The organism is Sphaerisporangium sp. NPDC051017, from assembly GCF_040683095.1.
Classification (GTDB): Bacteria; Actinomycetota; Actinomycetes; order Streptosporangiales; family Streptosporangiaceae; genus Sphaerisporangium.
In genome coordinates this window covers 1-7,601 of record NZ_JBFBCI010000121.1, presented here as the reverse complement: position 1 = coordinate 7,601, position 7,601 = coordinate 1, and the positions used below count along the sequence as shown (strand labels likewise).

Here is a 7,601-nt window from a genome sequence, read left to right as displayed (position 1 = left end):
GCTGTGCGCCGTGATGTGCCGGCTGCTTTGGCCGGGCTGGGGCTGGTCCCGGTCGTGGTGTACCTGGCGAGCTGGACCGGCTGGTTCGCCAGCCCCTCCGGGTACGGACGCAACTGGGCCCAGGCCACCGGCAACGGGCCGGTGTTCTTCGTCCTGGACTCGGTGCGCTCCTTGTGGAACTACCAGTCGATGGTGCTCGGCTTCCACACCGGCCTCGACTCCTCCCACCCGTACCAGTCCCAGCCCTGGCAGTGGCCGCTGCTGCTGCGCCCGGTCGCGTTCTTCTACGAGAGCCCGAACGGCTGCGGGCCGTCCAAGTGCTCGCAGGCCGTGCTGGGGGTGGGCACCCCGGTCATCTGGTATGGCGCGCTGATCGCGCTCATCGCGCTGATCGCCTGGTACGTCGCCACCCGTGACTGGCGGGCCGGGGCCGTCCTGCTGGCCTACGGCGTCGGCTGGCTGCCGTGGTTCTACTACGCCATATCGGACCACCGCACGATGTTCCTGTTCTACACCGCCCCCATGCTGCCCTTCATGGCCATCGCCCTCGCCCTGGCAGCCGGACTGCTCATCGGCCCGGCCGACGCCCGTCCCGGCCGCCGTCTCGCCGGAGCCGCGATATCGGGTGCCTTCGTGCTCGTGGCCCTGATTAACTTCTGGTGGCTGTACCCCGTTATCTCCGCCGAGATCATTCCCTACGACGATTGGCACCGGCGCATGCTGTTCGACCGTTGGATCTGATCATGATGTGACCCGACATGACGTGGCCATGAGCGCCAGAACCCCCAAAGCCCAGCCCTTCTGCTCGTTCCGGTCTTACAGGTAGGTGACGTGGAAATCGTCCGCGGCGGTGGTCGTCGTCAGGGTCCAGGCATATACGGCAGACTGCGAAGCATGCCTGCACCCGATGTCGCCGCCCTCCTCTCAGAGCTGGAGCGCTCGGACCCGGACATCGCCGACGACGCCAGGGTCGCCGTCGAGTGGCTGACCGGCGGGGAGCCCCTGGAAACCATCACCCAACTGAACGTGTGCGAGTTCCTCTGGTACACGCTGCCCCTGGAGCTCAGCGGCGACCGCGCCGCCATCGCGCGCGCCCTCGGACGCCTGCTGCGCCTCGGCGGCATGGACCGCTACGCCGCCCTGTGCGCCTCGTCCACCACGGCCCAGATCCTGCGCACCTACGCCCGCGAGGGCGACGAGGCCGGGACGGCCGCCTACCAGCGTGCCCTGAACGCCGGCGGCGTCCTGCCTCCCGACGTCCCCGAGCTGCGCTGGAGCTCTCTCATGGGCCCCGAGGAACTGGGCGCCCACCTCGCCTGCTCGGCCGCGCTGGAGCTCGCCATCGTCTGCGGCCGGCTCGACCTGCACGCGAGCACCGCCAAGGCCGAGGCCGAGGCGCTCACCCGCCGCTGGCTGACCGAACCCCGCGCCGAGCTCGGCGACGACAACTGGCTCAACCGCGTGCACGGCGAGCGGCTCAACCGGTGGGTGCTCGGCCGCGGAGCCGCCCGCCGCGAGCTGGCGCAGCCCTTCGAGGTACGCCTGCACGCGCCGATCCCCGCCCCCGACGGCCCCCACCTCCAGGCGCTGCGCTGGCTCCTGGAAGCCGCCGACCGACCGGGCGGCGTGCCGCTCACCCAGCGGCACAACATCGCCCGCGCGTACGTCGTCGAGGCCGCCGAGCGGTTCGGCTGGCCCATGGCGGCCACGCGCAGCGAGAACCACGTCACCGCCTTACGCACCCTGCGCCACATCGCCGAGCACGAGATGCAGGCCGTCCGCCGCGCCGGCAGGCGTCTGGTGATCACCACCAAGGGCCGCGGGCTCCTCGTCGACCCCACCGCCATGTGGCAGGCCGCGACCGCCTCCCTGCTGACCCCTGTGTCGGGCCAGCGCGAGATGGAGGTCTCGGTGCGCGAGGTCGGGCTGATGCTCCTCAGCGAGGGCAAGGCCCTGCCCTGCGTCACGCTCACCGAGCGGGTCACCGAGGTCGTGGTGGGCGAGGGCTGGCGCACGGCCACCCCGGCCGACGTGGCCAGGCCCCTGGTCGAGCTGCGCCACCGCCTGGAGGCGTTCGACCTGTGCGTCTCCCCCGTGACCTGGCAGTCCCCCGCGCCTGTCGCCCCCGAGCGCGCGTCCGCCTACCAGACCCCCGCGGCGCTGACCCCCACCGGCCGTGCCGCCGCCCTCACCGCCCTCCGCGCCCAGGCCCTGCGCCCCCGTCAGTACGTCAGCCTGAGCCGGGGCACCCCGGCCTGAGCCGCGTCACGGCGCGTCCCGGCGCGCCCCGGATCGTCTCTCAAGGACCGTCGCGGCCGGTCGCGTGCCTCCGGGCGCACGGCCGGCCTTGGCCCTTAGATCCCGGTGGGGACGTAACCGCCGTAGCGACGGCACGACAACGCGGTTTACCCGATTTTTCGGGAAAAGTGACTATGTATGCACCGCGCGCGGGGCGAGGAGCTCCGGCCACGCGGGACACGCCCTCTGCCCGGCCGGGGTGGCGAATGCGGGTGCGGACAAAAAATGGGTAATCACCATGGAACAGAGTCCACCACGGCGGAGTTCTTATCGGATCGCGGGTATGCAGATTGACAGTCGGATATGTCGGCAAAAATGTAATCGACTGCCCATCGCCTGAAGGTGCAGGTGCGCAACGGTATGAACGGTCACCCCACAGAGTCCCCGCGGCCTGGAACGATCAGCACCCTGAGGCGGCTGACACAGGTGCTGCTCGCCACGGTGGTCGCGACGGCGGCCTGGCCCGCGACGGGCGCGGCGGCGATCCCCCTGCGGCCGCGAGGCGACGACCACGGGTCCATCACACTGCACAGCGGAAACGGCCGGAACAACCGGACCTACGGCGCGATATACAGCCCTACCATTACCCGGGGCGTGCAGCAGATGGTCAACTCCAGCGTGAGCAGCACGAACACCATGCAGGCGTCGATATGCAAGAAACGTCAGCGTATCTGCAAGATACGCCACAGGCTCCGCGTATCAGTGAGATAGACAACGGTTTCGCGCTATAACCGGGAATCACCACCACCACGGGATGGCCTGAAGAAAACACCCTGCGCCGAGATGACCGGAAACGTGATCAACTTCCTTCATGACGCTACGCTGTCGATACGGGAATCGAATCGAAGGGCGTCGTGGTTGGTCGCGTCCGATACGGCAAAGGCGACGAAGAATGAAATGTCACCATCCCACCGGGGCGGGCGGGCGGATGCGGGTTCCCGCCCGCGTCCTCGCCGTCGCCCCTTCGGCAACCACGCTCACCAGACTCGCCGCCCTCACCACCGGCACGCTGCTCGCCGGGCTCCCCCTGGCCGTCCTGCTGCTCTGCGCCGTCGCCTCCGCATCGGCGCACGCGGCCGCCGAACGCCCCCGCCCCGAACGCCCGTCCCACGCCCGCGACGGCGACCGTCATAACCGGGCCGTCCACCGCGTCGTCCGCCTGCGGCCCGATCGCGACTCCGACAGAGAGGGCGAGGACGACGGGGACGACAAGGAGCAGAAAGGCAAGTCCGGACGTCTGACCAAGATCGGCAACGGGTCACGGAACAACAGCATCGTCTCCGTCAAAAGCCCCACCAGCAACAAGGGCATCCAGCACACCCAGACCGACAGCATCAACGGCTCCACCGCCGTCCTGAACGCCCTCTGCCGGCAGGTCAAGGTCTGCAACATCACCCTGAAAGTCATCATGGTGGCACCCGAAAAGGCCGAGAAGCACACCGAGAAGAAATCCACCTCCAGGGACACCACCCCCGACGAGGACGACTGCTGCTGCGCCTGCGAGACCTGCGACTCCTGACCGGTCCTCCCGACTCCTCCCACGGAAAAGAATTCGCGATTTCGCGCGCGATTTCGCCCGGCGGGTAATCCGAACCGCGGTTTGGAACGTCCTGATGACGTCGGACTTCCACACCCCGGTCGTGGTCCCATCTGTCCGACGGCGCGGGGCCTCTGCATCCGGGGAGGGATGCGAGGCCCCGTCGCGCCCGCCCGACAGGCCCTTCCGGCACGCCCGTCCGCGCCGAGAGCCCGCCACCGGACGCCCACGTCCTCGCCCCCACCGACCCGAAGCTCCCCGAACCCGACGCCGCGGCGACCCTCTTCTGAGCTACTCAGCGACCTCCCCACCGGCGTTGGTGTAGAGGACGTACGCCCAATATCCAAAATAGGGGGATGAGATGTACCGCTTGCCGTCGGCGGACACCACCAGGCTGACGACGCCGTCGACGTAGCCCAGCCTCCTGGTGGCGTTGTACTTGATGATGAGCGGGCCGCCGATCGCCCCGTCGGACAGCTTGCAGGGGAAGCCGATCTGGAAGTTCACGCCGTACCGGGGCAGCGGCTTGGTGGCCGTCGACGGCCCGGCGCAGTACCCGGGCGCCTGCCGGGACCCGTAGCCGAACGCCGTGTAGACCTGTGCCGCCTTCTGGTCCCAGGTGAAGCCCTGACCGCCGACCGCGTCGCCGAGCCTGCCCGCGTCCGTCCAGTCGTCCCCGTCGCGCTTCAGCCCGTCGTACACGGACACGAAGGCGACGTCGAAGTCGAAATCACCGTTCTTCGCGAAGCGGTTCCAGACGTACCCGGCCTTCCCGGCGTACACCCCGTACGGCGCCTGGCCCCGGTTGTACCCGGGGACGAACACGAGCGACTTCACGGCCGCCCTGCCGACGACGTCGTACACGCAGTGCCCCGCGGTCATGACCAGATCGCGCTCGGGACCCTTCACCGACGTCGCCGCGCAGGTGTAGTCCTTTCCGCCACGCGTGAAGAAGATCCGGCCGACCGTCTTCGGCATGCCCGCGACCGCAGGAGCCTTCCCCTTGACCTTCCCGATGCCGCTCGAATCCCCGGTCGGCAGCCCCGGGTTCCTGACCTTCTTGACCGGCACGGCCACCGCCACCTTGGCCGCCTTGAACCGCGCCGGCGTCCAGCCCAGCACGGTCTTCCGCACGGACGTGACGTTCACCAGCGAGACCTTGACGGAGGCAGGGTCGTCCGCGGCGGCCTTCGCGGGCGCCGTGACCGTCGCCAGGCCGGAGGCCACAACCGCGGCCACAATCAGGGGCGACACGATCCATCGCCGGCTCATCGCACTCCTCGGGTGCTAGGGGGCAGCGCAGGCGATCCTAACGAACCTTGATCGAGGACCGGTCCAATCCATCCGAATGCTGACGGTGCGTCTGGAAACGTGGTCCCCAAGATCGTTCTGTGACCTCCGGCCTTCAGGCGTCGAAGCGGCGGCGGGCGGTGTCGATGTGACCGAGGTACTGCTGGGTCCAGCCGCACATTCCATCGATCGTTGCCCGTAGGGCTTGGCCCGGCTCGGTGAGGGTGTACTCGACCCGCGGTGGCACGGTGGGGTGCACCTCTCGCGCGACCAGGCCGTTGCGCTCCAGCATGCGCAGGTTCTGAGTGAGCATCTTGTGGCTGATGCCCTCGACCTCTTCCCGCACCTCGCTGAAGCGCAGGGTGCGCTCACCGAGAGCCTCGATGATCAGGAACGCCCACTTGTTGGCGACGTCCGAGAAGATCTCCCGCGCCAAGGAGTCCGCGCGCCTCAGGTCCGCTTCCTCGGGTGAGCCCTTGAACTGTTTGGTCACCATCAGGTTCCCCAGTCACTGAAAAGTGCGTTCTTCCATGTCAGCGAACACTCTCTTACAGTTCCCGAGTAACCACAAGAGACCACGAGTGTCCGGATTGGCGGACGCGGGCCCACAGGCGGGCCCGGACAAGGAGGCAGGCAGCATGGCCATCACCCTGGTGAACCCCAAGAAGTTGCCCGAAATCGAGGTCTACCGGCAGGTGTCGATCGCATCAGGGGCGAGGCTCGTCTTCATCGCCGGGCAGGTCGCCTGGGACGCGGAGGGGGTCACGGTCGGCGAAGGCGACCTCGCCGCGCAGGTCGAGCAGTGCTACCTCAACATCGGCACCGCCCTGGCCGAGGTCGGCGGTTCCTTCGACGACGTGGCGAAACTGACCGTCTACGTCGTCGACTGGACCCCCGACAAGATGCCCTTGCTCCTGGAAGGCATCTCCCGGGCGGCCGCGAGGCTGGGGGTCACTCCGGTCCCACCGGCCACGCTGCTGGGCGTTGCGGCACTGGACGTTCCCGACCATCTGGTCGAGATCGAGGCCACCGCGATCCTCGACTGAACAGATGCTCTCGGCCACTCCGACCAGCGTGCTCAGGCACACATCGGAATGACTCGTCTAGAGGACCTGGAGGACTCTTCGGCGAGAAAGAACTCCTGCGCATCGACGCCGTAGAGGACCATCACGCGAGCTGGGTCGCGACCCGGACCAGGCTCGCGAGGACCCGGGAGCGGCTGTGCGGCGGCCACGCGATCACCGTCGTCACCGCCGGCGCGTCCAGCACGGGGACGGTGGCGAGGTGGCGGCGCAGCTAGGCCCGGCACGACTCTGGCCGGACCGCCGAGGCCCGGCCGAGCGCGATCAGCCGGCACAGCTGCGCATGGTCCCGAACCTGCCGACCGGGGCCCTCCGGGTACGTGCCGTCGCGGCCAGGCCAGCGCGGCATCGGGAGGCCGGGCAACGCGGTGACGTCGTGCGCAACCTGGTCGAGATCGACGGCCCTGCGTTCCGGTCTCGACCAGGATCGGACACGGGACAAGACGCCTTGTCCACCAGTTCGGAGATCTCCTTGACCAGACCGAGCTGCTCCAGGCATCGGGAAGCGACGCTAGTTCAGGTTCATGATGCTCGGGCGCGCATCGACGCGGCCATAGGTGAGTATTCGTCGTAGTCCAGACCTGAGCTGTTCAATGGACTCATCGCTCACCTGCAGGACGGCTTCGATCTCGGGATCGGAAAGGCTCAGCGCATCCAATGCATCAGGAGCGACCACGACGCGCAGCAATTTTTCGTGCAGCGTGATCTCGTTCACGGCGCCATACGCGGTCCCCTGGTCTGCGGTGACAACGCAGTAGGTGTCCATCCCCAGGGCGACATCCTGGTCATCGGGCTCGCATGTACTACACATGAACATAAGCACCATGCCACTGCCGTCCGTGCCCTCGGCGAGGCCGGCGGTCAAGCATTCGAGCTCGGGTTCTTCCTCCACGCCGACTTCTCGCGCGGTGAATCTGATCGCCATACCGTGCGACAGTAGCGGTACGCGGCGACAGGCGAGCCAACGATGACCACGGGCATACGCCGATGCGGGTCTGTGCCAGGCATGAGGCGTACCACGCGCGGTCTCGCCGACAGGACTCGGGAGGCGGCCAGGCCCGGAGGCGAGAAGCTCAGTAGCGTGTACCCAGTTGTACAAGCGGGAAGGACCGCTGCTCCCGATCAGCGGAAACGGCCTTTGACCTGGGTGGAGTTGTGGGGATTCGAACCCCTGACCCCTTCGATGCGAAGCAACCTCCAGAGAGGTCCCTAGGTGCGGATAAATCACTGCTGATCTGCGCTGCCCGTGCGTCAATATTCGCGGCCGTTCGGGCTTATACGGGGTCGCTGTCACTCAGTTAGCCTGATGAATTCACCGGCACGCCGGTGAACGTCACCTAGCGTCACAAACGACAAAAGGTGCCGCTCTGACCTGGCATGATCTGGATTGACTA

The 7,601-nt window shown here is 67.8% G+C and carries 6 protein-coding genes and 1 pseudogene; 4 read left to right on the top strand and 3 right to left on the bottom strand.

The window, feature by feature from the left end:
• The 3 genes and pseudogenes from AB0M95_RS40390 to AB0M95_RS40380 all read left to right on the top strand — a co-directional run.
• Window positions 1-741, top strand: a pseudogene (locus AB0M95_RS40390) (phospholipid carrier-dependent glycosyltransferase); the annotation flags it as partial.
• A 153-nt stretch (window positions 742-894) separates the two neighbouring features.
• On the top strand, window positions 895-2,259 hold the full coding sequence (locus tag AB0M95_RS40385) for a hypothetical protein (protein ID WP_363776904.1): 1,365 nt from the start codon (window positions 895-897) through the stop codon (window positions 2,257-2,259).
• A gap of 931 nt (window positions 2,260-3,190) precedes the next feature.
• Window positions 3,191-3,817, top strand: a complete 627-nt coding sequence (locus tag AB0M95_RS40380; protein ID WP_363776901.1) for a hypothetical protein — start codon at window positions 3,191-3,193, stop codon at window positions 3,815-3,817.
• Between the two features lie 309 nt (window positions 3,818-4,126).
• Here AB0M95_RS40380 and AB0M95_RS40375 read toward each other — a convergent pair whose 3' ends face one another.
• Complete coding sequence (locus AB0M95_RS40375; protein WP_363776898.1) at window positions 4,127-5,107, bottom strand: hypothetical protein; 981 nt, start codon at window positions 5,105-5,107, stop codon at window positions 4,127-4,129.
• A gap of 133 nt (window positions 5,108-5,240) precedes the next feature.
• Window positions 5,241-5,621, bottom strand: coding sequence for a helix-turn-helix domain-containing protein (locus AB0M95_RS40370; protein ID WP_363776895.1), 381 nt, complete (start codon window positions 5,619-5,621; stop codon window positions 5,241-5,243).
• 142 nt (window positions 5,622-5,763) lie between these two features.
• On the opposite strand from AB0M95_RS40370, the gene AB0M95_RS40365 reads away from it, so the two are divergent.
• On the top strand, window positions 5,764-6,171 hold the full coding sequence (locus AB0M95_RS40365) for a RidA family protein (protein ID WP_358526979.1): 408 nt from the start codon (window positions 5,764-5,766) through the stop codon (window positions 6,169-6,171).
• Between the two features lie 547 nt (window positions 6,172-6,718).
• On the opposite strand, the gene AB0M95_RS40360 is transcribed toward AB0M95_RS40365, so the two are convergent.
• Window positions 6,719-7,132 (bottom strand): Imm10 family immunity protein, encoded by a 414-nt coding sequence (locus AB0M95_RS40360; protein ID WP_363776892.1) that lies wholly within the window; start codon window positions 7,130-7,132, stop codon window positions 6,719-6,721.
• Window positions 7,133-7,601: the final 469 nt, after the last annotated feature.